Source organism: Pandoraea capi, from assembly GCF_902459735.1.
GTDB lineage: Bacteria > Pseudomonadota > Gammaproteobacteria > Burkholderiales > Burkholderiaceae > Pandoraea > Pandoraea capi.
The window spans coordinates 345,644-369,931 of record NZ_CABPRV010000004.1 but is presented as its reverse complement, the minus strand read 5'-3'; the positions used below and the strand labels follow the sequence as shown (position 1 = coordinate 369,931).

The following is a 24,288-nucleotide window of genomic DNA, read 5'->3' as shown; positions in this document are numbered from 1 at the left end:
ATTGGACAGTTCGGGCAGGTGAAGCAGACATCATCGCAACGGATTGCCGGAGGTGTTTTTCTGCAATTGTACCGGCTCCGTGTGACGTGTCCGCGCCAGCCCGTTCCGGGATGGGCCGAAGGCGTGTCTACGGGGGATCGACGGCGCGCCTTCGGTCGACCGCCTTAGCGCCACAGGAACCATGCAAACGCGGTAATGACGACGATGCAGACGAGGTTGATCCCGAGCCCTGCGCGGACCATCCGGCTTTGCGGCACGCTGCCGGTGCCGAACACGATGGCATTGGGCGGGGTGGCCACGGGCAGCATGAACGCGCACGATGCGCCGATGCCGATCACCATCGTCAGCAACGCCTCTGGCAGGCCCAGCGACAGCGAGATGGCGGCGAAGATCGGCACCAGAATCGCGGCGCTGGCCGTGTTGCTCGTCAACTCGGTGAGGAAAACGATGAATGCGGCCGTGATGAGCAGGATCACGAGAACGGGGCTCGTCGCGAAGACGCTCGACACGCCTTGTGCCATGACGACGCTGGCGCCGGAGTCGCGCAGCACCACGCTGAGCGTAAGACCGCCGCCGAAGAGCAGCAGCACGCCCCAGTCGGTATGGGCCTGAATCTGCTTCCATGAGGCAACGCCTGTGGTGGCGATGAGGATCGCGGCGAGCAATGCGATCAGTGTGTCGAGTTGCTTCACGCCGCCAAGCCACGCCGAGATGTGCTGGCTGAAGATCCATGACAGGACCGTGAAACCGAAGATGCCGACGGCGGCGATGCGCTGGCCGGTCCACGTCATCGGTTCGGTCTCGATGTCGACCGTCTGGTCCAGACGCGGACGCAGCACCAGCCAGGTCGTCGCGATCATGAGCGGGAGCAACACGGCGACCAGCGGCACGCCGAACTTCGCCCACGTCAGGAAATCGATGCCGAGGTGGGTGGCGACCATGGCGTTGGGCACGCTGCCGACCACGGTGCCCAACCCGCCGATGTTCGCGCTGTAGGCGATGCCGAGCAGCAGAAACGTCACGGTCTTGCGGTCGCGGCCGGCGTCGAGCTGCGAGAGGATGCCCAGGGCGAGCGGCAGCATCATCGACGTGGTCGAGGTGTTGTTCACCCACATGGAGAGCAGGGCGGTCGCGGCGAACAGCATCAACGCCGCGCGTCCCATATGGCCGCCGGCCAGATGGAGGAGCCAGTTGGCGAGAAAGCGGTCGAGCCCCTGAATTCGCATGGCGGTCGCCAGCGCGAAGCCGCCGAAGAACAGGAAGACGATGGGATGGGCGAACGAGCCGAGCGCGGCGGGTGTGTCGAGAATGCCGAGCATCACGGCAAGCACCGGCACCATCAGCGCGGTGGCCGTCAGATGGACGGCTTCGGAGAGCCACAGCACGGCGATGAAGACGGCGAGCGCCAGCCCGCGATTGGTCTTGTCTTCGAACGGCAGGACGAAAATCAGCGTCACCATCAGAACGAGATTGGCGAGCAGTATCCAGGCGTCGCGGGCGGACATCGCCCACTGCCGGGCGACGGTTCCAGCAAGTTGGTTCATCTCCAGATTCCTCGAGTTGCGATAGTTTTCCTTGGCGTTTCCCGTCGTAACAAACTGAGCGAGGGGGCGGGGCACGCGCCGGACCGGTAGCGGCGAGGTCCGGCACCGATGGCGTTCCGAGACGACTGTCCATCGCTCTCCATTGGTTACGTGCCAGCCTTTGATATCGCGAATGCCGCTGCGGTGCCTTAGGAAATCGCTCATACGTGGGGTGGGGAGCGATAGTTCGGGCCTATGCCCTGTTTCGCCTGTCAACGTTGACAGTTGGCGGGCATGGATTTGCATGGCGGGATAGCGATGTGGCGAGCGTCGTGAATTCGTCGAACATGGAAACGCTTAAGTATTGGGTCTCGATGGCATAACCGACATCGTTGCAAGATTCCACAACGATTCATAAGAGGTAGCACGAGGTTAGTTCTGTTGTGCGATGGGAGCGGCGCTGCGCGATGTCGGTACGCAGCGCTCTTTTTATGCCCGGGCGAGATCGCCCCCCTGTTTTTGACAATCCTTTGATCCTCCCCGAGAATCGCCGAGCAAAACACGGCACAACTTCATGTCGGATACGGGGGGCGGGCGATGCATTCCCATGATGATCAAACGAGACGGGACGGTGGCCATTTGCCGCAGCAAGGCCTTGGCGGAGGACTCGTCGGCCAGGCACTCAGTGACAATCGCCCCAGCGCCTTACGGCAACGTCAGATTCAGGACATGGCCGATGCAAGTCCGCGAACACGTCACTCGGCCGCTATTCAACGCATGGCAGACGCCAGCACGGACCGCGATGGGGACAAGGTCGGCGCGATGCTGCCACTGCAACGGGCGGCCGACACATCGGCGGGACCGGAGTCTCCGCCCGAAGGCGGTCTGCCGGGCGGGTTAAAGTCGTCTATCGAGCTGTTATCGGGATTCACGATGGACGACGTCACCGTCCACGCCAATTCGACAAAGCCTGCGCAGCGTCAGGCGCATGCCTTCACGCAGGACACTCAGATCCACCTCGCCCCGGGGCAAGAAAAGCACCTTGCTCATGAAGCGTGGCACGTCGTCCAGCAGAAGCAAGGCCGAGTCCGGCCCAACGCGCAAACCCGGAATGGCACCGCCCTCAACGACGACGCCGGGCTCGAACGCGAAGCCGACATCATGGGCGAGCGGGCGCTGCAACTTCGCGGCCGCGCCGGCGCACCGGGTTCGTTGCAAAGTGCACGGGCCACCCCCACCGTCCAGCGGGTGAACATTAGCGGGCATCAATACTCGGTGGAGCAGGCCATCGCAGCAGTGCTGGATGAACTGGAGACTCCCTCCCCCCGCATCGACGCGCGCTTCCGGCCGCTGATCGCGCAGCCCGAGATTCTGCGCGAGGTCGTCGAAGATATCGATCAACGATACACGGAGAAATCACTCGACGGCGAAGACCATTTCTTTGAGATTCTCGAAGATACGTTCGAGACCTGGTACGCGTGGACGGCGCGCAATCGCCGTCCCCCGCCTGGTTTGGAAGTCACTGTCGATCCGCTCGATCTGCCGCACGAGACGCCGCTGCCCGTACGGCAGGAGCATGCACGGCAGATTCGACTTCAGATCGAAGGCATCAACTCGCTGTCGGTCGAGCAATGGCTAGGCAATGTCTTGTTGAACCGGATGAAGTCCACGGATACGCAGGTATCGTCAAAATTTGCCACCGATACCGGCAAGCGTGTCGCGCAGACCATCGATGGGTATCTGCTCAAGGACGATGACCTCGCGCTGTTCTTCATGAATACCGTCTTGCGGCGTCTTGAAGACATTGTGAGCAAGCATAAGGAATATGCAGGTAACGCGGCGGTGCAAGGGATCATCCGGGCCGCGCAAACGGCCATTGCCGTGGGCAAGAACGTCTACCTGATTTTCCGGAACATGAACGGCCAGATGTACCTCGACTGGCTCGCGAAAAATGGTCTGGAAGGCGGTGTCGGACGTAATTCGGGCGAAGGCGACAACACGTGGTTCCGTGCCAAATTCGCCGACGGCATTCACCTTGCGTCAGCCAACGGCGGTGCTCTCGAACGCAATGCCGTGCTTCACAATCCCGACCAATGTATCGGCGGACCGATGGCCATTCTTTGGCACGGCCGCGAAGAAGAAGCCGTCGCCACGCTGCAAGAGAATTTCCGACGCTTTCGCGACGAATATGCGCGGCTGGCCAACGCGTGCCATACGCAACGGCAGTCGGTCGCGCAGAAGCGATCTGACGTTGAAAACCGGGGGGCTTATCTCGCGAAAGTTAACGATTCCAATCGGTTCAGCGCCTTGTTCCGTATGCCCGCCTCGGCGCCAAAATCACCCGATACGCTGGCGCAGGAACTGCAGGATGCGACCCTAACGCTGGGTACGCTCGAAGGGCAGTTAACCGAGATATCGGTCCGATACCGGGAATCGGCGACCGAGTATCGGAACGCCATATTGCGGCACCTTGGAAATTACGACGTCAACAGCAATCTGGGGCAGGCCTGGATGGAAGGCCGAGGCGCTACGAGCCGAATCGAGCAGGTGTTAGGAAACGTGCTGGAGTATGTGCAACGTTTCGGCATCGACAACGTGAGGAACGTCCGGATGAACGTTCGCTACGATCTGGCGTCTCCCGTGTTAGGTAGCGGCCATTTGCCAGCGCAGCCTGACGTGGGTGCCGAAGACTTCGTCAGGGCGTCGCGCGAAGCCGGCCAGGTCTCGGTGCCTGAGCTCAGTCGATTCAAACGCGAAAAACTCGACACGCCGCCAGATCCGTCGAGCAAGCAGCTAACCTTTCACGACCTCGGCCATCGACACAGCGACGTCTTTGCTGCGCAACAGGCCATGGATGTTTCGTTGCAGAACGTCCGGCACCATTTCGGCGTCGGGCGCGCACCCGGACGTGGCATGAACTGCCTGATTTATGCGGTCCTGCTGGCATCCGGGCGTAATCCGACACAGCAGCAAGTGGACCATATCCGCGCGAACGCGATGGACCTCGGTCTGGTCGGGCTGCTCGACATGTTCGATCTGAATCAGGGCGGCGGGCAGGCGGTGCTGCAAATGATCGTCAATCAGATTGGCGCGTTCACGTTGCACGTTGTCAGCGTGAATCCGGCGACTGGGGGTTTTTCGAGCTACGAGACCTACAATCTCGGCGGTGGCCCAGTGCTCACGATCCTTCACACCGGCAATCACTTCGCGCCGCTGTTCGGTGATCCGACCGCCTTCCAGGCGGCACTGGATCCTGGCGTACCCCGCATTCCCCACACCCTCTAGCTGAGATCGTCACGTATGTGGTTGATTTCAAAAGATTTGCGTCTGATGTCGATCTGGCGAGCTCAAAGTTGAGCAAAGTCCGGAATTCAGTGCATCTCGTCAGTAATTTCACTTTTCTTCACCCCCGGGAAAACACCGCGTCTTGAAATCGTAAAACCCCGTCCCTATAATTAGCACTCGTTGGCGCAGAGTGCTAACGCCATGAATTCACCAGATATGCAAATGATTGCATATTTAGTTTTGACGATCTCACTGAGAGAAAGAGGAGCTTGTAATGAACCTTCGTCCCTTGCATGACCGCGTTATTGTCAAGCGCCTGGACAACGAAACGAAGACCGCATCGGGCATCGTGATCCCGGACGCGGCTGCTGAAAAGCCGGACCAGGGCGAGATCCTGGCCGTCGGCCCGGGCAAGCGCGATGATCAAGGCAAGTTGATCGCACTCGACGTGAAGGTGGGCGACCGCGTTCTGTTCGGCAAGTACGCCGGCCAAAGCGTGAAGGTCGATGGCCAGGAACTGCTGGTCATGCGCGAAGAAGACATCATGGCCGTCGTGGCCCAGTAAGTCTTTCCCCCAAAGACATCTACGTAAAGTATTCAAGGAGTTACAGCAATGGCAGCTAAAGAAGTCGTTTTCGGCGATGCCGCTCGTGCCAAGATGGTCGAGGGTGTCAACATCCTCGCCAACGCCGTCAAGGTGACCCTGGGCCCGAAGGGCCGTAACGTCGTGCTCGAGCGCAGCTTCGGCGGCCCGACCGTGACCAAGGACGGTGTGTCGGTCGCCAAGGAAATCGAACTCAAGGACAAGCTCCAGAACATGGGCGCACAAATGGTCAAGGAAGTGGCTTCCAAGACCAGCGACAACGCCGGTGACGGCACCACCACCGCAACGGTGCTGGCGCAGTCGATCGTTCGCGAAGGCATGAAGTACGTTGCCTCGGGCATGAACCCGATGGACCTGAAGCGCGGTATCGACAAGGCCGTTGCTGCCGCCATCGAAGAACTGCGCAAGATCAGCAAGCCCTGCACCACGAACAAGGAAATCGCTCAAGTCGGCTCGATCTCGGCCAACAGCGACACCTCGATCGGTGACTACATCGCCAAGGCGATGGACAAGGTCGGCAAGGAAGGCGTGATCACCGTCGAAGACGGCAAGTCGCTGCAAGACGAGCTGGACGTCGTCGAAGGTATGCAATTCGACCGCGGTTACCTCTCGCCGTACTTCATCAACACCCCGGAAAAGCAAGTCGCGATCCTGGAGAACCCGTTCGTCCTGCTGTTCGACAAGAAGGTTTCGAACATCCGTGACCTGCTGCCGGTGCTCGAGCAAGTCGCCAAGGCTGGCCGTCCGCTGCTGATCATCGCCGAAGACGTCGAAGGCGAAGCCCTCGCAACGCTGGTGGTCAACAACATCCGTGGCATCCTGAAGACCTGCGCCGTCAAGGCTCCGGGCTTCGGCGACCGCCGCAAGGCCATGCTGGAAGACATCGCCATCCTGACGGGCGGCCAGGTCATCGCCGAAGAAATCGGCCTGACGCTGGAAAAGGCTACGCTGGCTGAGCTGGGTCAAGCCAAGCGCATCGAAATCGGCAAGGAAAACACCATCATCATCGATGGCGCCGGTGAAGCCGTGAACATCGAAGCACGCGTCAAGCAGATCCGTGCCCAGATCGAAGAAGCCACCAGCGACTACGACCGTGAAAAGCTGCAAGAGCGCGTGGCCAAGCTGGCCGGCGGTGTTGCCGTGATCAAGGTCGGTGCTGCGACCGAAGTCGAAATGAAGGAAAAGAAGGCACGCGTGGAAGACGCGCTGCACGCTACCCGCGCTGCCGTGGAAGAAGGCATCGTCCCGGGCGGCGGTGTTGCGCTGCTGCGTGCTCGCGTTGCCGTGTCGGACCTCAAGGGTGCCAACGCTGACCAGGACGCCGGTATCAAGATCGTGCTGCGCGCGATGGAAGAGCCGCTGCGTCAGATCGTCACCAACGGTGGCGAAGAAGCCAGCGTCGTCGTGGCCAACGTGGTTGCCGGCAAGGGCAACTACGGCTACAACGCATCGTCGGGCGAGTACGGCGATCTGGTGGAAATGGGCGTTGTGGACCCGACCAAGGTCACCCGCACTGCACTGCAAAACGCCGCTTCGGTGTCGGGCCTGCTCCTGACGACCGACTGCGCCGTTGCCGAACTGCCGAAGGAAGATGCTCCGATGGCCGGCGGTATGGGCGACATGGGCGGTATGGGCGGCATGGGCATGGGCATGTAAGTCTCGCAAGAGACGGCATGCACGGAGCGCCGTGAGGCGCTTCGAATGTCTGGCCTCCGGGCGTCGGTGCAAGATCCTCGATCTACGTACCGTCGCCCGACGCCAAAACGGCAACACATTCTCCGGAATGCGTTGCCGTTTTTTTATGCGCCGACGTTTGAGCTCTGACGACGCGGGCGTTCGCCGTCAGTCTTTCCCCGATGCTTTCGGGCAGGCGGCGATATCCGGCGGTGCGACGGTCTCGGTTGCCCCATCGTCGCGGCTGAGCGGGAATGGGGAGCCGGCAAGCGGTGTCATGGCCGCGATCTCGTCCTGCATCCAGTCCCAGAAGGCGTGGATCGCGCGCACGCGCGGATGATTTTCCCGCCAGTTCACGTGATATTCCAGACTCGGCGGGATACAGACGTCCCCGATCTGCACCAGTTCACCCGCAGCGAGCGTATCGCGCACGAGCAGGCTGCGAGAGGTCGCAACGCCTTGCCCTGCGATGGCGGCCCGCAGGAGCAACCCCGAATCGTCGAAGATCGGCCCGCGCGTGGGCTCGTGCGGCGGCAAACCGGCAGCCACCTGCCAGTCGCGCCACGAGCGGTGGGCGAAACGCAGCATCGGCAACTTGTGGATGTCGGCCACCGTAAAGTCCGGCACCTGTGCGACGACGTCGGGGCGGCAGACGGCGATGACAAAGTCGTCGAGCAGCTTGCGCGTCACGAACCCGGTCTCTTCCACGCGCTGATGCCAGATGCCGACGTCGACCGAGTACGGATCGGGCGCGGCGATATCCGCATGAATCCGCACGACCAGATCGATGCCGGGGTGCCGCTCGCTGAATCGCGATAGCCGGGGAATCAGCCATTGCGCCGCAAGATCGGTCATCACGCTGATTTCCAGACGGACGATGGCGGGTGTTGCATGGGGCGCGATACCCGCTTTGGCCTCGTTCATTGCTTCGTCGAGTTCCGACATGCCAATGCGCACCCGCTCGGCCAGACGGGCGCCGACGCTGGTCGGAATCATCCGTGCCCCGACGCGGCGAAAGAGGGCCGTGCCCAACTGCTGCTCCAACGCGCGCATGTGATGGCTGACGGCACTGTGCGTCAAATTCAATTCTTCGGCGGCGCGCGTAAAACTGCGGTGACGGGCAGCCGCTTCAAGCGCACGCAGGGATTGGAGGGGAGGGAGGTGCTGGAACATGATGTCAAATTCTACTCACAATACGAGCGCAAAGGTTTCGTTGGCTTCCACGCACGGTTCCGCAGACAATCGATGCCCAAGCAAGTGATTAGGGTTTACTCCATGTCGAAAGCACTCAGAATCTTCGTGCTGTTTGCCTGCGGATACTTCGTCTCCTACGTGTATCGCGGTGTGAACATCGGATTTGCGCCATTCATGACGCGCGAACTCGGCCTCTCGTCCGCTGACCTCGGTCTGCTCACGAGCCTCTATTTCCTCGGTTTTGCCGGGGCGCAATTGCCTGCGGGCGTGTTGCTCGACAAGTTCGGGCCCCGCCGTGTGGCGTCGCTGGTGTTGCTGCTGGCAGCCGCCGGTGCGGCGCTGTTCGGTTTGGCGCAGGGCGTGGGCGCGCTGATGGTCGGGCGTCTGCTGATCGGTGTCGGCGTGTCGGTGTGTCTGGGCAGCGCCTTCAAGGCATTGGCGCAATGGTTTCCGGTGGCTCGTCTGCCGCTGCTCAACGGTCTGGTGATGGCGGTGGGCGGTATGGGCGGCGTGGTCGTCGGCACACCGCTGAACTGGCTGCTCGGCCTGACGGACTGGCGCGTGGTGTCGTTCGGATTGGCGGCGCTCACGGTGTTCATGTCGGTGGCGCTCTGGTTCGGCGCGCCGGAGAAGCCGGGGTCGCACGCACAGGGCGGTTTGTCCGAAGCCCTGCAAGGCGTGCGCGAGGTGCTTGGCAGCGCCATGTTCTGGAAAGTGACGTCCCTCTCGGGGATCACGCAGGGGGTGTTCTACGCGATGCAGTCGCTGTGGATGGCGCCGTTCATGCGCGACGTCGAAGGGCTGTCCGAAGCGCAGGCCGCCTCGTTGGTGTCGGTCGTGGGGCTCGCGATGATGGCGGGGAGCGTGGTGTTCGGTGCGGCAGCCCGCTCACTGGAGCGACGCGGCGTGAGTGTCTTTGCCTTCTCGGGTGTGGGCATGCTGGTGTTCGTTCTGGTGCAGGTGCTGCTGATGCTGGGTACGCCGATTCCCCCGGTCTGGTTGTGGGCGGCTTACGGAATTTTCGGCGGTACGGGCATTCTGTCGTATGCCGTGCTCGCGGAGTACTTCCACGGCACGCTGATCGGACGCGTGAACACGTCGCTCACCCTCATCATCTTCCTGCTGATCTTCCTGTGTCAGGTTGGCATCGGCGCGGTGCTCGGCGCTTACCCGGCGCACAGTATGCAGGGACACTTCTCGGCCTGGACGGCACTTATCGTGCTGCAAGTGATCGGCGCAGTGTGGTACTTCTGGCCGCAGCGTCAGCGCGCCGGCAAGGCGGCCGCGGCGGCGTGATGGCGGCGTGATGGCGGTGCGGCGCGTCGTCCCGATATCGGATGACGGCGCACACTAAGCACGCGGATGCATGGCGTGCGCTCATGATGCACATAAGCGGCGCGCATGAGCGATGCGCATCAACGAAGAGGCTCGCATGGCGAGCCTCTTTCACATTCCACGTCGAGGTTTGTCGTCACTGCTCCGCTTCGAGCACCCGGAGCCATTCGCTCAACCCGGCTTCGAGACTCGTGAGCGACGCTCCTGAGAGCGGTGCGAGCATGCGATGTTCGTTGGCGACGTGCGCCTCGAGCGCGCGCTCGATCACCGTAAAGCCGGACTCGGTCAACTGGACCAGCGTGCTGCGGGCATCGTCCGGATTGGCAACGCGTGCGATCCAGCCCCGCCCTTCGAGGCGCTGCAAACGATGCGTCATCGTCCCCGAGGTCACCATCAGCGCCGAAAACAGGGCAGTGGGAGCGAGACGGAAAGGCTCGCCAGCGCGTCGCAGCGTCGCGAGCATGTCGAATTCCCATCCGCTCATCTCGAACTCGGCGAACGTGGCGTCGAGTTGCTGCTGCACGAGTGCTGCGCAACGCTTGAGGCGGCCGATCACGCCCATGGGCGATACGTCGAGATCCGGACGTTCCCGATGCCATTGCGCGAGGATCCGGTCGACGGCGTCGCCGTTCGCAGATTCCCGTGACAGGGCACGGCGCGCGTCGAGTGCTTCATCTCCCACTTTTCCCGCTTTTCCCGTTGGCCGATTCGCCATCCCTTGACTCCAGTTGTCTTGACATCAAGACAAAAGGATACCAAACTGCGATTTATCTTGAATTGAAGATAAATCATCATGACGACAAGAAACCCTGTGCGATCGACGTGGCTCAACGTCTTGCTGACGGCGCTGGCACCGGTGATCTGGGGCTCGACCTATATCGTGACGACGCAGGTGTTGCCGCCCGACCGACCTTTCACGGCGGCGCTCATTCGCGTGCTGCCCTCTGGATTGCTGCTGTTGATGTATGCGCGACGCTGGCCCGCACGTGGCGAGTGGGCGCGATTGCTGGTGCTCTCGGCGCTGAACATCGGGGCATTTCAGGCGTTGCTGTTCGTGGCGGCTTATCGCTTGCCGGGCGGATTGGCGGCGGTCGTCGGCGCGATTCAGCCGTTGCTCGTGATGGGGCTGGCGTGGGGCGTGGAGCAACGGCGTCCGCTGGCGAGCACGGTGTGGGCGGCGGTGGCGGGTGTCGTCGGCATGGGCGTGCTGTTGCTCTCGCCGGGGACGGTGTTCGAGCCGGTCGGCATTCTGGCCGCACTGGCCGGGGCGGCGAGCATGGCGACGGGCACGTATCTCACGCGTCGCTGGCGCTTGAACATGCCGGTGCTCGCGCTCACGGGCTGGCAGTTGCTGCTCGGCGGCGCGATGCTCGTGCCGGTCGCGTGGCTGGCAGATCCGCCGTTGCCGTCGCTCACGATTTGGCAGACGGCGGGCTATGCGTATCTGTCGATGGCGGGCGCTTTACTGGCGTATGCGTTGTGGTTTCGCGGCATCGCCCGTCTGGCCCCGGTGGCCGTGTCGTCGCTCGGACTACTCAGTCCGCTGACGGCGGTCGTACTCGGATGGGTGCTGCCGGGGGAGGCAATCAAAGGCCTCGCCTTCGTGGGGCTCGCGGTGGTGTTCGCGAGCATTCTGGCGGTGCAGTGGACGGCCGCGCGGGCCTGACGACATGCGTGATGCCCGATCGAGGCATTGCGCCCGCGTTGATCGACGCTCGCCAACGGTGTCGTGTATCGAACGCGACACCGCCTCACGTCGACCACGATCCCTCCCGTCGATCAGTCTGTCCGTCGATTATTCGGACGCCACCCAATCTCCCGACTTGCCGCCGTGCTTCTCCAGCACGCGAACGTCGGTCATGGTCATGCCTCTGTCGACCGCTTTGCACATGTCGTAAATCGTAAGCAGGCCGACCTGCACGGCCGTGAGGGCTTCCATCTCGACACCGGTGCGTCCGATGGTCTCGACCTGCGCGCGGCAATGGACGGCGTTGGCGCCGTCGTCCACCAGAAACTCCACCGTCACCCGCGTGAGCGCGAGCGGATGGCACAGCGGAATCAGATCGGCCGTGCGCTTGGCGCCCTGAATGGCGGCGATTCGCGCGATGCCCAGCACGTCGCCCTTCTTGGCGGTACCCGTGCGAATCAGCGCGAGCGTTTCGGGCTTCATCCGGATCGTGCCGCGTGCAACCGCAATGCGATGCGTGCTGTCCTTGCCGCCAACGTCAACCATGTGAGCCTGTCCGGCGGTATCGAAGTGGGTGAGTTCTGCCATGAGCGTCGATGCTGAGAGAATGCTGGGAAGATGACGAAAACGGTCTGCGTACCCCGTTATTGCGTCGGTCGTGGATGTGAATTTGCCGATGTTTTCGACGTCCAGGCGATGGTGCGGAACGTCTACGTCTGGCTGCTATCATAGCAGCAGCCCCGAGTGATCTGCGCCGCGCTGCGCCTACTTCCATGACGCGTTCGCTACCTTCCTTTCGAGCCACACTCCTCGCCGCATTCGGCGCCACCCTCCGCTTCACGCATCGCTCGAACGCCGTGCGGGCGTGCCGTGCGCTTTGCCTGCTCCGTCTGTCTTCTCTCGCATGACCATGATGCCGAAGCGCGCTCGCCATCCCGCGCAGGTTGCCGCCCCCGGCCGCTGGCGCCGCGTGATCGCGTGGGTCATGTTGCCCGTGATGACGGCGACTACGTTTGCGACCGCGATCGTGCCGACGCAAGCGGCCGCGCAGGGGTTGCCGACGTTGGGCCAGAGTTCGGCAGACGATCTCTCGCCCGCGATGGAGCGCAAGCTCGGTGAGCGGGTGATGCGCGAGATCCGCGCCGACCCGGATTACCTTGCCGATCTGTTGCTCTCCGATTACGTCAACGCGCTGGGCAGCCGGCTTGTTTCGGCCACCCGCAAGGTGGGGCTCGACGCCAGCCAGAGCTTCGAGTTCTTCGTGGTGCGCGACGCGGGGATCAATGCTTTTTCACTGCCGGGCGGGTTCATCGGCATCAACACGGGGCTTATCGTCGCGACGCGTACCGAGTCCGAACTCGCTTCAGTTGTCGGGCACGAAACGGGGCACGTGCTGCAACATCACATCGCGCGGATGCTCGGTCAGCAGGCGCAGAACTCGTGGCTCGCGCTGGGCGGGATGCTGCTCGGCCTGCTCGCCGGGATCGGCGCGCGCAGCTCGGATCTCGGCATGGGCATTGCCATGGGCGGGCAGGGGCTCGCCATCGATCGCCAACTCCGCTTTTCTCGTGACGCCGAACGCGAGGCCGACCGCGTCGGCTTTCAGTTGCTTCAGGCCGCGGGCTTCGATACGTACGCCATGCCGACGTTCTTCGAGCGCCTCCAGCGTGCCGATGCCATCAACGAAGCCGGTGTGCCCGAATATGTCCGGACCCACCCGCTCACGACCGAACGCATCGCGGATATGCTGAACCGCTCCCGCACCGCCGGCTATCGTCAGCCGGAACAGTCGCCGGAGTATGTGTTCGTGCGTGCCCGCTCCCTCGTGTTGCAGCAGAAGTCGGCGAGCGACTTTGCGGCGATTGCCGAGGCGCAGCGCACCGCAATTCGCACGCAGACGACGCCGAGCGTGGCGGGCGCCTGGTACGCGGTGGCGCTGGCCGAGTTCAAGCAGCGTCGTTGGGAACCGGCACGCGAAGCGCTGGAGAAGTCGCGAGCGGCCTTCGGCGGCACCGGCCCCGGCACGCCGAGTCTGGCGGTACTCGCCTCGGATATCGCACGACTCTCAGGCCGGCCGGACGAAGCGTTACGGGTCGCTACGCAAGCGCGTGCGGCATTCCCGCTGTCACAGGCGGCCGACATGGCGTATGCCGATGCGCTGGTCGCGAGCCAGCGCATTCCCGACGCAACGAAGTTTCTGCAAGCGCAGGTCGAGCGCTATCGCAGTGAGCCGATCTGGTGGCGGGCGCTCGCAGGCGCGTGGGCGGCGGGCGGCAAGCGGGCGCGTCAGCATGAGGCGCTGGCCGAACAATACGCTTTGCAGGGCCAGTGGATGGCGGCCGTCAGCCAGTTAAAGCTGGCGCGCGATGCGGGCGACGCCGACTTCTACGAGATGTCGACCATCGACGCAAAACTGCATGAGTTCCAGCGTCGGTACCGCGAAGACAAGGAAGACGAGAAGGACTTCAACAAGCAGTTTGGTTAAGCGGAGACAACGCGGACATGACGCGGCCATCAAGCGAGCATGAAGCAAGCATGAAGCAAGCATGAAGCGGCCATGAAGCGAGCATGAAGCGGGAATCAATCGGGCGTCGACAGGCGGCGACTTCGTAACCGTCGCGATCTTCGCAGCCTTAGTTCCGCGCGCGTCCTTGTCGCTTCACGCCGTCGACGTGTCGGGCGCCTGCGGGACGCGCTCGAAGCCGTAGGTCTGCGGCAGGGTGCCCGCGTGGACCGTTGCGAGCGGCAGCGAGTCGCCATTGCGCCAGTGCAGACGGACGGCCGCCCTGGCGTCGACCGTATCGTCGGCGGTTTCGGCGACCTCATAGGCCTGCGTCAGATCCGATACCTCGGTAAGCAAATCGATGTCGTGATCGTGCAGCAGCGCGAGCGTCGTCGTTGCGGTGGTGCCCGTGCCGTCGTTCGCGCCAAGGGTTGCCGCAGCGCCGGAGGTTCCCGCGAATGCGACGCTGCCGTCCTCGTCCAGCAGACACGCCTGCGGCACGAATACGTGGCCCAACTGATCCGTCAGCACCGGTGCGCCGCGGCCATCGTTCGCGCTGGCATCCCACGTCAGCCGCACCACAAAGGGCGCATAGGCCAGCGAGACGTACACCCGTTGCGGACCGTTCTGGAAGTACCAGCGTCCCGCGTCGTCGCTGGCGTAGTTGCGCGCAATGAACGCGATCAATGCCTCGTGACGAATCGGGTCTCCCGCCGTGCCTTCGGCCTGCGCCTGCTCGTCGCGCATGCGCCACTGTCCGCGACGATCCAGCGCCAGCCACCCGTAGCAATGGGGCACATTGGGCCACTTGGCCATTGCCTGACGAACGATTTCATCCATTAGGAAACCTTAATGTCTGTCGTGCCGACGTCTATCGCTCGCACGAGCGTGGTCCACGATCATGCGGCGTTCGGCAAAAATTGGCGGAAATAGTCGACGACGGTACGCGGCATCCACGTCAGCCCTCCCGGGAACGGTCCGCTCATGAAGCCGACGTGTCCGCCGTTGGCGGGTTGCAGCAGTTGCACGAAGCGGCCAACGTCGTCGTCGCCGGGCAAGGCGCTGGCGGGCTGGAACGGGTCGTTGCGTGCGTTGATGACCAGTGTCGGCACTTCGATGGCCGGCAGAATCGGTTTGCTGGACGCCCGCGTGTAGTAGTCGAAGGCGCTGTGATAGCCGTGCAGCGGCGCCGTCACCACGTGGTCGAACTCGCCCAGATCACGGGCGGCCATCATCAGATCGCGGTCGTAGAGGCCCGGGTACTGATCGAGCTTCGCCAGCGCCTTCTTCTTGAGCGTGCCCAGAAAGTTGCGCGTGTACACCATGTTGAAGCCGTGCGAGAGCGCGAGTCCCCCGGCGCGCAGGTCGAGCGGGGCGGAAATCGCGCAGGCCGCGCTCACGATCCGCGCGGCATGTCCCTCGCGCTCGCCGAGCCAGCGCAGCAGCACGTTACCGCCGAGCGACACGCCGGCAGCGAAGATCGGTCCCGAGACGTTCTCGCGCAGACGTTGCAGCATCCAGTCGATTTCGGTGCTGTCGCCGGAATGGTAGAAGCGCGGCGCGCGGTTCATGCGCCCGCTGCAACTGCGAAAGTGCGGGATGACGCCGCGCCAGCCCAGTGCTTCGACTTCACGCATGAGGGTGCGGGCGTAATGGCTGCCCGAGCCGCCTTCCAGTCCGTGGAAGAGCACGACAAGCGGTGTCTGGACTAGACCGTCCGGCGCGGGCGGCGATTTCTCCGAGGCGGGCGGCGCGACCAGCCAGTCGACATCGACGAAATCGCCGTCGGGGGTATCCCACGTCTCGCGACGAAACTCCACCGACGGGCGACGGCCCAGCAGTGCGGGATAGATCGTCTGGCTGTGCCCGTCGGGCAGCCACCGTGGCGACCGGTAATCCTGGGGGAGAAAGACCGCCGGGCGCGCTGTCATCGAGACGCCGGGCGGATCAGTGCAGCCCGTCCGGGCGCGCGTGCATCATCAGGCTGAATTGCTCGACGGCATGCGGCGGCAGCGGGCTGGAATGGATGTGGGCGAAGCGCCAGTCGCCCTGCTCGTGGACCAGCACGTAGGTCGTGTGGATGAGCTGGGCAGTGTTCTGCTTGGCGTCTTCGTTGCCCACGCGTATCGCTTCGGTCGCCGTATGCACGACCGTGCCGACGGTGTCGTACTCGGTCGTGTCCAGCGAGTCGATCAGCACGACGCTTTGCGTGAACTGGGCGACGAGGCCGCTGCGGATCTGTTCGAGACCGTCCCAGCGGGTGCCGTCGGCGCGAATGTAGCTGACGAAATCCTCGTTCGCCCAAAGCGCCATCGCGCGATCCGTCTGCCCCCGGCGCAGCGCGTCATAAAAGGCCGTGATGGTTTCACTGGCGGCATCGAACAGACGGACAAAACGTGGCATGAGGATTTACCGTTGAGTGTTACCGGGGTCGAACTGTTGCAGCTTCCGACGTCTCGTGTTTCGCAAGAGGCTTTGTGCGCCTCAGCGTTGCGTGAGCAGGATGTTGCGCAGATTTGCGAACACGTGCTCGGGCATCAGCTCGTTCAGGCAGCGGGTGTGACCCAGCGGACATTCGCGGGCAAAACACGGGCTGCACTCCAATTGTAGCCACAGGATATGCGCTTGGTCGGACAACGGCGGCGTGTGGCGCGGATCGGACGAACCGAACAGGGCGATCTGCGGGCGGCGCAACGCCGCGGTGACGTGCATCAACCCCGAGTCGTTGCTCACCACAGCGTTGGCGCGTGCGAGCAATGCGCAAGCTTCGGCGAGCGACGTCTGCCCGCAGAGATTGCGCACGAACGGCGCGTCGGCGGCGATCTGCTGGGCCAGCGCGCCGTCTTTGCCCGACCCGAGCGCGACGATCTGCGCATACGGGAACGAGCGGCGCACCAGTTGCGCGAGCTGGGCGAAATGGCCCGGCGGCCAGCGCTTGGCCGGTCCGAACTCGGCACCGGGGCAGAACACCACGAGCGGCACGCGCAGATCGAGCCCGAAGCGGGCGAAGACGCGAGCCGACTCGTTCAGATCGGCTTCGATGCGCGGCGTGGGCAGCGTCTCGGGCAGCTTGGCGCCGGGCGCGAACGCGAGCGCAGCGTAGTGCCGCACCATCGGCGGGCGCTCGTCTTTGCGCGGGTTGGTGTGGCGCACGTTGAGCAGGCCGTAGCGCTGCTCGCCCTTGTAGCCGATGCGCAACGGAATGCGCGCCAGCCACGGAATCAGCGACGACTTCAGGGAGTTCGGCAGCACATAGGCGGCGTCGTACCCTTCGTCGGCGAGCACGCTCGCGAGCCGGTAGCGCTCGAGCGGCTGCAATTTGCCGTGCGCGAGGTCGGTGGCGACGACGCGCGAAATCTCCGGCATGCGTTCCAGCACCGGGGCGACCCAGCCGGGCGCGATCGCGTCGATGGTCAGACGCGGATGCAGACGCTTGAGCAGGGTAAACAACGGCTGCGCCATCAGCGCGTCCCCAATCCAGTTGGGGGCGATCACCAAGGCTTTATGCATCGTGGCGGAGACTCTATACGTTAAGCGTGACGATGAAACGGACGACCAGCCGGCAGGCGCGGGGCAACGGTTGCGTGCCGCGCGCCGTCGGCCGGGGCCGGATCACGAGGCAGGCAGCGATCAGTGACCCTTGATCACGACGCCGGGCTTCAGGCGATAGCGCGTGCCGCAGTAGGCGCAGGCCGCTTCGCCGTGGCTCACGTCGATGAACACGCGCGGATGGCTGCTCCAGGACTGCATTTTCGGGTTCGGGCAGTGGACGGGCAAATCTTCGGCGCCGACTTCGACGACCGGCATTTGTTTGACTTCGCTCATGGGGTTCGGACCGTGATGGGTATTCGCTGGTATTCGCTGGCGTCGCGAGCGGCTGCCCGCTTACCAAAAGTCGCTATTGTAAAGCAGCAGCAGCCCTTTGCGGATGGCGAGCGCCTCGCGCGGTGCGGCGCTGCCTCGCCTCATGGGTCCGCGTGGTGCGCACGCGACAACTCGCCCGTTGCATCAGAAAAAACAGGCCGACGACGGTATTTCATGGACTAAGTAACCATTTACCGTGGCTATAATGGCCTGTCGTCCGCCGCCAACGATGCACCTATTACGAGACACTCCGGCAACCCTGGCGGGCGCCATGACCGCCAGCGGTCATCTTGGGCGTGCCGGGCGCCGTCGGGACCGCTTTGCCCCGCAATGCCAGACACCGCGTCGTTCGTCACGGCGCTCGCCCCCCAGCCGACCATGCCAATGTTTCGCTTGCCAGCCGCCGAACGTGAAGGGTTCGCGGCGGGTTTTCGCATTATTTCGCCGCTATTGCCTGCGATCTTTTCATGGGGGCTGGTCACCGGCGTCGCCATGAGCAAATCGGTGCTCACCGTGCCGCAGGCCATCGGCATGAGCCTGATGCTCTACGCCGGTTCGGCGCAGTTGGCGTCACTGCCCCTGTTCGCTGCGGGCATGCCGCTGTGGACGATTCTGCTGACGGTCGGCATCGTCAATCTGCGTTTCGTGATTTTCAGCGCCGGGCTGCAACCGCATTTCTCCTATCTGTCCCTGCCGCGCCGCATCGCGCTCGGCTATGTGAACGGCGACCTCGGGTTCGTGATGTTCATGAATCAGAATTTCGCCAACGGCTACGTGCCGGGCAAAGAGGGCACCTACTACGGCATCACGCTCAGCAATTGGGCGGTATGGCATATCTCGTCGACGCTCGGCATCTTGCTGGGCGCGCTCGTGCCCGATAGCTGGGGGCTGGGATTTGCGGGCACGCTCGCGCTCATTCCTATGATGGTGCACACGATCAACAGCCGCTCGACGATGCTCGCCGTGGCGCTCGCGTCGCTCATCGGCGTGCTGGCCTTCGATCTGCCGTACCGCCTCAATCTCGTGCTGGGCGTGATCGGCGCGCTCGCCGCCGGCATGGTGTGCGACGAACTGGCCTCACGTCACACGAAGCGGCTGGCGCTGGCGGATCCGGTGAAAGTGCCGATTCCGGTGGCGCCGCCGACAGCGGCGAGCCCCCTCGACATTCGAAATGAAGTCGTGCAGGCCGAGCAAGCCGTGGAAGTCATGGACGAGGAACGCCGTCATGCCGGGGAGCGCCGTCGATGAGCACCTTTGAGATCTGGTTCGCCTTCGTCGCCATGACGGCGGTCACCATCGTCACGCGCACGCTCTTCCTGCTCGGCGGCGACCGTGTGGCGCTGCCCCAGCGTCTGCAACGTGCGCTGCGCTATGCGCCGGCGGCGGCGCTGGCCGTGATCGTCGTGCCCGAGGTCATGCTGCTCGATCATCAGTTTGCGTTGCATCTGGGCAATCACAAGCTGGCGGCGGCAGTCGCGGCCACGGGCTGGTTCGTCTGGCGGCGCAACATGATCGAGATGATCGCGGTCGGCATGGTCGTCTACACGCTGGGACGACTGTTCCTGTAGGTGGAACCTCTCGCCGTGAAAATGGGCATCCGGTGGGTCGGATCAGTTAAAATGCATGTTTTTCCCACCATTTATTCCGGATTCTCATGGCTTCCGTCGTACGTCTTTCCGATTTGATCGCTCAGGGCGCCCTTGCGGGCAAACGTGTCTTCATCCGCGCCGATTTGAACGTGCCGCAAGACGATAACGGCCGTATCACGGAAGACACGCGGATCCGCGCCTCGGTGCCCGCCATTCAGATGTCGCTCGACGCCGGCGCTGCCGTGATGGTCACCTCGCATCTGGGCCGCCCGACCGAAGGCGAGTTCAAGCCCGCCGATTCGCTCGCCCCGGTGGCGCAGCGTCTGTCGGAACTGCTCGGCCGCGACGTGAAGCTGGTGGCTGACTGGGTCGACGGCGGCTTCGACGTGGCCCCCGGCACGGTCGTGCTGCTGGAGAACTGCCGCGTCAACAAGGGCGAGAAGAAGGACAACGACGAACTGGCGCAGAAGATGGCCAAGCTGTGCGACGTCTATGTGAACGACGCGTTCGGCACCGCCCACCGCGCCGAAGCCACGACGCACGGCATCGCCAAGTACGCCCCCGTTGCCTGCGCCGGTCCGCTGCTCGCCGCGGAACTCGAAGCGCTGGGCAAGGCGCTGAACGCACCGGCGCGTCCGCTCGTGGCCATCGTGGCCGGCTCCAAGGTCTCGACCAAGCTCACCATTCTCAAGACGCTAGCCGACAAGGTCGATCAGCTGATCGTGGGCGGCGGCATCGCCAACACGTTCATGCTGGCCGCCGGCCTGCCGATCGGCAAGTCGCTCGCCGAAGCCGATCTGGTCGGCGAGGCGCGCGCGATCATCGACGCCATGGCCGCACGCGGCGCGTCGGTACCGATCCCGACGGACGTCGTCTGCGCCAAGGAATTCAGCGCCACCGCCGAAGCGACCGTGAAGGCCGCGGCCGACGTGGCTGCCGACGACATGATCCTCGACATCGGCCCGCAAACGGCCGCCAAGCTGGCCGAACAACTGGGCAGCGCCGGCACCATCGTGTGGAACGGCCCGGTCGGGGTGTTCGAATTCGACCAGTTCGGTCACGGCACGGAAACCCTGGCGCGCGCCATCGCTGCCGCCAAGGGCTTCTCGATCGCCGGCGGCGGCGACACGCTCGCGGCCATCGCCAAGTACGGTATCGCCGATCAGGTCAGCTACATCTCGACCGGTGGCGGCGCCTTCCTGGAATTCCTGGAAGGCAAGACGCTGCCGGCCGTCGACGTGTTGCAACAACGCGCCGCCCGGTCGAACTGATCGCGGATACACGAAGGCAGGTGGGGCGGGGCTCGCGGGCCGGTTGGACGGTCCCGGAGACGTTGGCAGATGGTGGTTTCGGCCGCTTTATTGCGAACGTTTGGGATCGAATCAAACGATTTCGTACGGACAATACGAACTTTTTGGTTAACCTGCGGCGGCCTAATTGCGTTACAAACCTCTAAGCGCCAGTTATGTCGAAAGCGCTGCTACCAAAAGAGGATGAAGAGATGGATGTAATGAACCGCTCCACCAAGATCGTCGCCACCATCGGTCCGGCATCGAGCACGCCGGAAGTGCTTTCGCGCATGATCGCCGCAGGCGTCGACGTCGTTCGCCTGAACTTCTCGCACGGCAAGGCGCAAGACCACATCGAGCGCGCCGAGATGGTGCGCGCGGCCGCCAAGGCGGCGGGCCGCGAAGTGGCCATCATGGCCGACCTGCAAGGTCCGAAGATTCGCGTCGGCAAGTTCGAGAACGGCAAGACGACGCTCGAAGCCGGCGCCCGCTTCATTCTGGACGCCGAATGCGAACTCGGTAACGACGAGCGCGTCGGGCTGGACTACAAGGAACTGCCGCGCGACGTGCGCACGGGCGACGTGCTGCTGCTCAACGACGGCCTGATCGTGCTGATCGTCGATCGCGTGCTCGGCACCGAGATCCACACGACCGTGAAGGTCGGCGGCGATCTGTCGAACAACAAGGGCATCAACCGCCAGGGCGGCGGGCTGACGGCGCCGGCGCTGACCGCCAAGGACATGGAAGACATCAAGACCGCGATGGCGCTGGGCGCCGACTACGTCGCGGTCTCGTTTCCGAAGAACGCCACCGATATGGAAATGGCGCGTCGTCTGGCGAACGTGGCCGGCGAGCCCTACGGCATCAAGCCGCTGATGATCGCCAAGATCGAACGTGCGGAAGCGATTCCGGCGCTCGAAGAGATTCTGGCGGCGTCGGACTGCATCATGGTCGCGCGTGGCGATCTGGCCATCGAAGTCGGCAATGCGGCGGTCCCGGCGCTTCAGAAGCGCATGATCCGGCTGGCGCGCGAGATGAACAAGACGACCATCACGGCCACGCAGATGATGGAGTCGATGATCCACAATCCGGTGCCGACCCGTGCCGAAGTGTCGGACGTCGCCAACGCGGTGCTCGACGGCACCGACGCCGTGATGCTGTCGGCCGAGAGCGCCGCGGGCAAGTATCCGGTCGAAACCATCGAAACGATGGCGGCGATTTGCGTCGAAGCCGAGCGCTCGGAAACGGTGGAACTCGATCGCGACTGGCTGGACCAAACTTTTACGCGCATTGATCAAACGATTGCCGCCGGTGCCTTGTTTACCGCGTATCATCTTGGCGCGAAAGCCATCGTGGCGCTGACCGAGTCGGGCGCGACCGCGTTGTGGCTGTCTCGTCACAAGATCCATGTGCCGATTTTTGCCCTGACTTCGCAGCTCAGCAGTCATCGCAAAATGGCGCTGTATCGCAATGTCTACGCCATGCGCGCGGACGCCGCGCATGACCGCGACCAGGCGCTCAAGCAGGCAGAACAACTGCTGCTCTCGAGCGGTGTCGTGAAGCGCGGCGACACGATCGTGCTGACGGTAGGCGAGCCGATGGGACAACCCGGCGGCACCAATACGTTGAAGATCGTCCAGGTGGGCCACGCATGACGACGCGGGCCGCGCGATGGCGGCGAGGGCGCAGTGCTTTGCACGCGTCACGCCGCTCGCGAGCCGTCGTCATGAGGGGCGCCTCTGGATCGAGGAAAGATTTGCTTAGTTTTTGATTCCAAGGAGAACATCATGCCCCTAGTCTCTATGCGACAGCTGCTCGACCACGCCGCCGAAAACGGCTACGGTCTGCCGGCCTTCAACGTCAACAATCTGGAGCAGGTCTCCGCCATCATGGCCGCCGCCGACGAAGTCGGTGCGCCGGTCATCATGCAAGCTTCGGCCGGTGCCCGTAAGTACGCCGGCGAAGCGTTCCTGCGTCACCTGATCTCGGCCGCCGTGGAAGCCTACCCGCATATCCCGGTGGTGATGCACCAGGATCACGGCCAGTCGCCGGCCGTGTGCATGGCCGCCATCAAGAGCGGTTTCTCGAGCGTGATGATGGACGGCTCGCTCGAAGCCGACGGCAAGTCGGTCGCCAGCTACGAGTACAACGTCGAAGTGTCGAAGAAGGTCGTCGAGTTCTCGCACTACATCGGCGTGACGGTGGAAGCCGAGCTGGGCGTGCTGGGTTCGCTCGAAACGATGAAGGGCGACAAGGAAGACGGCCACGGCGCCGACGGCACGATGACCCGCGAGCAACTGCTGACCGACCCGGATCAGGCTGCCGACTTCGTGCAACAGACGCAGTGCGACGCGCTGGCCATCGCCATCGGTACCTCGCACGGCGCCTACAAGTTCAGCCGCAAGCCGACGGGCGACATTCTCGCCATCGACCGCATCAAGGAAATCCACCGCCGCATTCCGAACACCCACCTGGTGATGCATGGTTCGTCGTCGGTGCCGCAGGAACTGCTCGCCGAAATCCGTGAATTCGGTGGCGACATGAAGGAAACGTACGGCGTGCCGGTCGAAGAGATCGTCGAAGGCATCAAGCACGGCGTGCGCAAGATCAACATCGATACCGACATCCGTCTGGCCATGACCGGCGCGATTCGTCGTTATCTGTTCGAAAACCCGAGCAAGTTCGACCCGCGCGACTACCTGAAGCCGGCACGTGAAGCCGCCAAGCAGGTTTGCAAGGCGCGCTATCTGTCGTTCGGCTGCGAAGGTCAGGCGGGCAAGATCAAGACGGTCTCGCTCGAGAAGATGGCCGAGAAGTACAAGAGCGGCGACCTTGCACAGATCGTGAAGTAATCAGGCAACTCACGCCGTAAGAGACACGTCTCGCATGGCGCGTTGCCCTGCCGGAGCCGGGAGATGTCGACGGACCGTCACGTTGCACGTTGCGTCGCACGGACATCCCCGCTCAGGTCGCAGGCCCGGCTTTCGCCAGCACCCGCTGGAACAGAAGCCGGGCTTTTTCTTTGGGCAGTTGCAATTGAAACTTGCCGCCGAGCTCCGAGCGAATCGTCGCGGTGAGCATCTCCACGCCGTCGACGATCAGCGTCATCGGCTCGTTCATATGCTGGCGTGAGAAATCCCGCATGCGCGCGGTCGCGCTGTCACGCAGGCGCATGGTGATGACGACCTCGCTGTCGGGCGCCGCATTGGCCGTCTGCGCCGGGAACTGCAACCCCAGTTGTTCGATGTCGCGCGCCGCATACAGGGCAAAGCGAGGAATGTCGTCGTCGTTGTCAGACGTGGCGATGGCGATGAGCCGTGGGAGCGCGAGGCGTTCGTCGGCATCGGCCGGGGCGCTCGACGCGCTGCTGCCGGACGCCGCGTGCGGTGCCTTGGCCCGAGGCGACGGCTTGTGGGGCGCGGTCGAGGGGGAGGCGCTCGGGTGCGTCGGTGCCGTCTGCGCCCACGCCGGGACGCCGCCCAGCAGGGCGAAAGCGGTGAAAGTGACATAAGTCACGAAACTGACGAGCGTCACGGCAGCCCCCTTTGCCTCTTTGGCGGGTGAACGTTTCCATTCTAGGCAACATCCTCGACCGGCGAAGGACGGCGAAACCCCGGCTGGCGCTCGGCCTGAAGATGCGGCGGCTCCGGCGTCGGCATGAAACGACAGCGGTGCGGTCAATCCCGGAAGTCCGGCGGCAGGGGGCGTGGCAGTCTCCGTGCCTCCCGCCAACCCGCCCAT

At 63.6% G+C, this 24,288-nt stretch carries 21 protein-coding genes; 11 read left to right on the top strand and 10 right to left on the bottom strand.

Features of this window, described 5'->3' with window-relative positions:
* Positions 1 to 164: 164 nt before the first annotated feature.
* Positions 165 to 1,544, bottom strand: a complete 1,380-nt coding sequence (locus tag PCA20602_RS11690; RefSeq protein WP_150721361.1) for a DASS family sodium-coupled anion symporter — start codon at positions 1,542 to 1,544, stop codon at positions 165 to 167.
* Between the two features lie 576 nt (positions 1,545 to 2,120).
* Here PCA20602_RS11690 and PCA20602_RS11685 point away from each other — a divergent pair.
* The 3 genes from PCA20602_RS11685 to groL all read left to right on the top strand — a co-directional run bounded on the left by PCA20602_RS11685 (position 2,121) and on the right by groL (position 7,068).
* Complete coding sequence (locus PCA20602_RS11685) at positions 2,121 to 4,808, top strand: eCIS core domain-containing protein (protein ID WP_343032077.1); 2,688 nt, start codon at positions 2,121 to 2,123, stop codon at positions 4,806 to 4,808.
* A gap of 274 nt (positions 4,809 to 5,082) precedes the next feature.
* The gene (gene groES / locus PCA20602_RS11680) at positions 5,083 to 5,373 is read left to right on the top strand and encodes a co-chaperone GroES (protein ID WP_069343957.1); all 291 of its coding nucleotides are present in this window, start codon (positions 5,083 to 5,085) and stop codon (positions 5,371 to 5,373) included.
* Positions 5,374 to 5,421: 48 nt separating this feature from the next.
* Complete coding sequence (gene groL / locus PCA20602_RS11675; RefSeq protein WP_039396571.1) at positions 5,422 to 7,068, top strand: chaperonin GroEL; 1,647 nt, start codon at positions 5,422 to 5,424, stop codon at positions 7,066 to 7,068.
* Between the two features lie 186 nt (positions 7,069 to 7,254).
* Here groL and PCA20602_RS11670 read toward each other — a convergent pair whose 3' ends face one another.
* A complete protein-coding gene (locus tag PCA20602_RS11670) occupies positions 7,255 to 8,259 on the bottom strand; it encodes a LysR substrate-binding domain-containing protein (protein ID WP_150721359.1) in 1,005 nt (334 codons plus the stop codon).
* 102 nt (positions 8,260 to 8,361) lie between these two features.
* Between PCA20602_RS11670 and PCA20602_RS11665 the strand changes: the two genes are divergently transcribed.
* Positions 8,362 to 9,576: an MFS transporter gene (locus tag PCA20602_RS11665; protein ID WP_150721358.1), complete on the top strand. Its 1,215-nt coding sequence runs from the start codon at positions 8,362 to 8,364 to the stop codon at positions 9,574 to 9,576.
* 175 nt (positions 9,577 to 9,751) lie between these two features.
* Here PCA20602_RS11665 and PCA20602_RS11660 read toward each other — a convergent pair whose 3' ends face one another.
* Positions 9,752 to 10,330 (bottom strand): MarR family winged helix-turn-helix transcriptional regulator, encoded by a 579-nt coding sequence (locus PCA20602_RS11660; RefSeq protein ID WP_150721357.1) that lies wholly within the window; start codon positions 10,328 to 10,330, stop codon positions 9,752 to 9,754.
* 78 nt (positions 10,331 to 10,408) lie between these two features.
* Here PCA20602_RS11660 and PCA20602_RS11655 point away from each other — a divergent pair, with 78 nt between their 5' ends.
* The gene (locus tag PCA20602_RS11655; RefSeq protein WP_150721356.1) at positions 10,409 to 11,281 is read left to right on the top strand and encodes an EamA family transporter; all 873 of its coding nucleotides are present in this window, start codon (positions 10,409 to 10,411) and stop codon (positions 11,279 to 11,281) included.
* Positions 11,282 to 11,410: 129 nt separating this feature from the next.
* Here PCA20602_RS11655 and moaC read toward each other — a convergent pair whose 3' ends face one another.
* Positions 11,411 to 11,890: a cyclic pyranopterin monophosphate synthase MoaC gene (gene moaC / locus PCA20602_RS11650; protein WP_150721355.1), complete on the bottom strand. Its 480-nt coding sequence runs from the start codon at positions 11,888 to 11,890 to the stop codon at positions 11,411 to 11,413.
* Between the two features lie 322 nt (positions 11,891 to 12,212).
* On the opposite strand from moaC, the gene PCA20602_RS11645 reads away from it, so the two are divergent.
* The gene (locus PCA20602_RS11645) at positions 12,213 to 13,787 is read left to right on the top strand and encodes a M48 family metalloprotease (protein ID WP_246182133.1); all 1,575 of its coding nucleotides are present in this window, start codon (positions 12,213 to 12,215) and stop codon (positions 13,785 to 13,787) included.
* Between the two features lie 174 nt (positions 13,788 to 13,961).
* Here PCA20602_RS11645 and PCA20602_RS11640 read toward each other — a convergent pair whose 3' ends face one another.
* From PCA20602_RS11640 to PCA20602_RS11620, 5 genes are all read right to left on the bottom strand, one after another.
* Positions 13,962 to 14,645 (bottom strand): DUF2946 family protein, encoded by a 684-nt coding sequence (locus tag PCA20602_RS11640; RefSeq protein WP_150721354.1) that lies wholly within the window; start codon positions 14,643 to 14,645, stop codon positions 13,962 to 13,964.
* A gap of 59 nt (positions 14,646 to 14,704) precedes the next feature.
* Complete coding sequence (locus tag PCA20602_RS11635; protein WP_150721353.1) at positions 14,705 to 15,736, bottom strand: YheT family hydrolase; 1,032 nt, start codon at positions 15,734 to 15,736, stop codon at positions 14,705 to 14,707.
* A gap of 16 nt (positions 15,737 to 15,752) precedes the next feature.
* Positions 15,753 to 16,208, bottom strand: a complete 456-nt coding sequence (locus tag PCA20602_RS11630) for a nuclear transport factor 2 family protein (RefSeq protein ID WP_069342633.1) — start codon at positions 16,206 to 16,208, stop codon at positions 15,753 to 15,755.
* 81 nt (positions 16,209 to 16,289) lie between these two features.
* A complete protein-coding gene (gene waaF / locus PCA20602_RS11625; RefSeq protein ID WP_150721352.1) occupies positions 16,290 to 17,315 on the bottom strand; it encodes a lipopolysaccharide heptosyltransferase II in 1,026 nt (341 codons plus the stop codon).
* A 120-nt stretch (positions 17,316 to 17,435) separates the two neighbouring features.
* Positions 17,436 to 17,630 (bottom strand): zinc-finger domain-containing protein, encoded by a 195-nt coding sequence (locus PCA20602_RS11620; RefSeq protein ID WP_069342635.1) that lies wholly within the window; start codon positions 17,628 to 17,630, stop codon positions 17,436 to 17,438.
* Positions 17,631 to 18,053: 423 nt separating this feature from the next.
* On the opposite strand from PCA20602_RS11620, the gene PCA20602_RS11615 reads away from it, so the two are divergent.
* The 5 genes from PCA20602_RS11615 (at position 18,054) to fba (ending at position 23,399) form a co-directional block, all read left to right on the top strand.
* Positions 18,054 to 18,917, top strand: a complete 864-nt coding sequence (locus PCA20602_RS11615) for an AzlC family ABC transporter permease (RefSeq protein WP_246182132.1) — start codon at positions 18,054 to 18,056, stop codon at positions 18,915 to 18,917.
* A complete protein-coding gene (locus tag PCA20602_RS11610; protein WP_150721351.1) occupies positions 18,914 to 19,237 on the top strand; it encodes an AzlD domain-containing protein in 324 nt (107 codons plus the stop codon). Before PCA20602_RS11615 ends, PCA20602_RS11610 begins: the two co-directional genes overlap by 4 nt.
* An 86-nt stretch (positions 19,238 to 19,323) precedes the next feature.
* The gene (locus PCA20602_RS11605) at positions 19,324 to 20,529 is read left to right on the top strand and encodes a phosphoglycerate kinase (protein WP_150721350.1); all 1,206 of its coding nucleotides are present in this window, start codon (positions 19,324 to 19,326) and stop codon (positions 20,527 to 20,529) included.
* Between the two features lie 239 nt (positions 20,530 to 20,768).
* Positions 20,769 to 22,202, top strand: coding sequence for a pyruvate kinase (gene pyk, locus PCA20602_RS11600; protein WP_150721349.1), 1,434 nt, complete (start codon positions 20,769 to 20,771; stop codon positions 22,200 to 22,202).
* 132 nt (positions 22,203 to 22,334) lie between these two features.
* On the top strand, positions 22,335 to 23,399 hold the full coding sequence (gene fba / locus PCA20602_RS11595; RefSeq protein WP_042112359.1) for a class II fructose-bisphosphate aldolase: 1,065 nt from the start codon (positions 22,335 to 22,337) through the stop codon (positions 23,397 to 23,399).
* A gap of 112 nt (positions 23,400 to 23,511) precedes the next feature.
* Here the strand turns inward: fba and PCA20602_RS11590 are convergent, their stop codons facing one another.
* Positions 23,512 to 24,228 (bottom strand): hypothetical protein, encoded by a 717-nt coding sequence (locus PCA20602_RS11590; protein WP_150721348.1) that lies wholly within the window; start codon positions 24,226 to 24,228, stop codon positions 23,512 to 23,514.
* Positions 24,229 to 24,288: the final 60 nt, after the last annotated feature.

What these genes read in the sequence shown, in the direction of transcription:
- PCA20602_RS11690 (WP_150721361.1), bottom strand. Translation starts at nt 1,544, where the DNA reads ATGAACCAACTTGCTGGAACCGTCGCCCGGCAGTGGGCGATGTCCGCC.
- PCA20602_RS11685 (WP_343032077.1), top strand. Translation starts at nt 2,121, where the DNA reads ATGCATTCCCATGATGATCAAACGAGACGGGACGGTGGCCATTTGCCG.
- groES (WP_069343957.1), top strand. Translation starts at nt 5,083, where the DNA reads ATGAACCTTCGTCCCTTGCATGACCGCGTTATTGTCAAGCGCCTGGAC.
- groL (WP_039396571.1), top strand. Translation starts at nt 5,422, where the DNA reads ATGGCAGCTAAAGAAGTCGTTTTCGGCGATGCCGCTCGTGCCAAGATG.
- PCA20602_RS11670 (WP_150721359.1), bottom strand. Translation starts at nt 8,259, where the DNA reads ATGTTCCAGCACCTCCCTCCCCTCCAATCCCTGCGTGCGCTTGAAGCG.
- PCA20602_RS11665 (WP_150721358.1), top strand. Translation starts at nt 8,362, where the DNA reads ATGTCGAAAGCACTCAGAATCTTCGTGCTGTTTGCCTGCGGATACTTC.
- PCA20602_RS11660 (WP_150721357.1), bottom strand. Translation starts at nt 10,330, where the DNA reads ATGGCGAATCGGCCAACGGGAAAAGCGGGAAAAGTGGGAGATGAAGCA.
- PCA20602_RS11655 (WP_150721356.1), top strand. Translation starts at nt 10,409, where the DNA reads ATGACGACAAGAAACCCTGTGCGATCGACGTGGCTCAACGTCTTGCTG.
- moaC (WP_150721355.1), bottom strand. Translation starts at nt 11,890, where the DNA reads ATGGCAGAACTCACCCACTTCGATACCGCCGGACAGGCTCACATGGTT.
- PCA20602_RS11645 (WP_246182133.1), top strand. Translation starts at nt 12,213, where the DNA reads ATGATGCCGAAGCGCGCTCGCCATCCCGCGCAGGTTGCCGCCCCCGGC.
- PCA20602_RS11640 (WP_150721354.1), bottom strand. Translation starts at nt 14,645, where the DNA reads ATGGATGAAATCGTTCGTCAGGCAATGGCCAAGTGGCCCAATGTGCCC.
- PCA20602_RS11635 (WP_150721353.1), bottom strand. Translation starts at nt 15,736, where the DNA reads ATGACAGCGCGCCCGGCGGTCTTTCTCCCCCAGGATTACCGGTCGCCA.
- PCA20602_RS11630 (WP_069342633.1), bottom strand. Translation starts at nt 16,208, where the DNA reads ATGCCACGTTTTGTCCGTCTGTTCGATGCCGCCAGTGAAACCATCACG.
- waaF (WP_150721352.1), bottom strand. Translation starts at nt 17,315, where the DNA reads ATGCATAAAGCCTTGGTGATCGCCCCCAACTGGATTGGGGACGCGCTG.
- PCA20602_RS11620 (WP_069342635.1), bottom strand. Translation starts at nt 17,630, where the DNA reads ATGAGCGAAGTCAAACAAATGCCGGTCGTCGAAGTCGGCGCCGAAGAT.
- PCA20602_RS11615 (WP_246182132.1), top strand. Translation starts at nt 18,054, where the DNA reads ATGTTTCGCTTGCCAGCCGCCGAACGTGAAGGGTTCGCGGCGGGTTTT.
- PCA20602_RS11610 (WP_150721351.1), top strand. Translation starts at nt 18,914, where the DNA reads ATGAGCACCTTTGAGATCTGGTTCGCCTTCGTCGCCATGACGGCGGTC.
- PCA20602_RS11605 (WP_150721350.1), top strand. Translation starts at nt 19,324, where the DNA reads ATGGCTTCCGTCGTACGTCTTTCCGATTTGATCGCTCAGGGCGCCCTT.
- pyk (WP_150721349.1), top strand. Translation starts at nt 20,769, where the DNA reads ATGAACCGCTCCACCAAGATCGTCGCCACCATCGGTCCGGCATCGAGC.
- fba (WP_042112359.1), top strand. Translation starts at nt 22,335, where the DNA reads ATGCCCCTAGTCTCTATGCGACAGCTGCTCGACCACGCCGCCGAAAAC.